The following is a 576-nucleotide window of genomic DNA, read 5'->3' on the forward strand; positions in this document are numbered from 1 at the left end:
GATGACCGCGGCCGCTACGAAAGCGCCGCCGCCGTGCAGGCCCTGGCCGGCACTTCCCCCGTCCTCTACCAGAGTGGGAAGTACCGCTTCGCCCGCCAGCGCCGAGCCTGTATCAAGTTCCTGCGCCGGGCATTGCAGCTTTTTGCCTACCAGTCAGTACTTAAGGTCAGCTGGGCTCGAGACTATTACCAGCGCAAGCGCGCCGCCGGCAAGACACACCACGAAGCTCTGCGGGCTTTGACCAACATCTGGGTGCGGATCATCTTCGCGATGTGGTTGAACCGCCGTCCCTATGATGAATCTGTCTTTCTCACTGCCAGGGCCAGACACGCTCCTTCGGTGGCTTAATCTGCCCCTATATCTTTTATACAGGTCACCTATTGACATAGAGGGTCTCCCCCGAATTCATTCGGGGGCATCCCTTTAAAGGGACGCGCGCAAGGTCTTTCCCTTGCGCTCCGGTTCGTGGACCCCGTGCCACCCCAGGCGGAGCGACAGGACCACGGGCCGCGCCACACGGCCACTACTCCCCTTCACGGGAGATACCTCGTACGCCCTCTCGAAGATGTTTAAGGC

Annotated in this window: 1 protein-coding gene; it reads left to right on the forward strand. The window is 60.8% G+C overall.

What is annotated here, in order from left to right; genetic code table 11:
- Positions 1–348: transposase (locus DXX99_RS11020; RefSeq protein WP_165847847.1), on the forward strand; the 348-nt coding region annotated here is incomplete at its 5' end.
- Positions 349–576 lie beyond the last annotated feature (228 nt).

Origin of the sequence: Ammonifex thiophilus, assembly GCF_003368535.1 — a bacterium.
Taxonomy (GTDB): domain Bacteria; phylum Bacillota; class Desulfotomaculia; order Desulfotomaculales; family Ammonificaceae; genus Ammonifex; species Ammonifex thiophilus.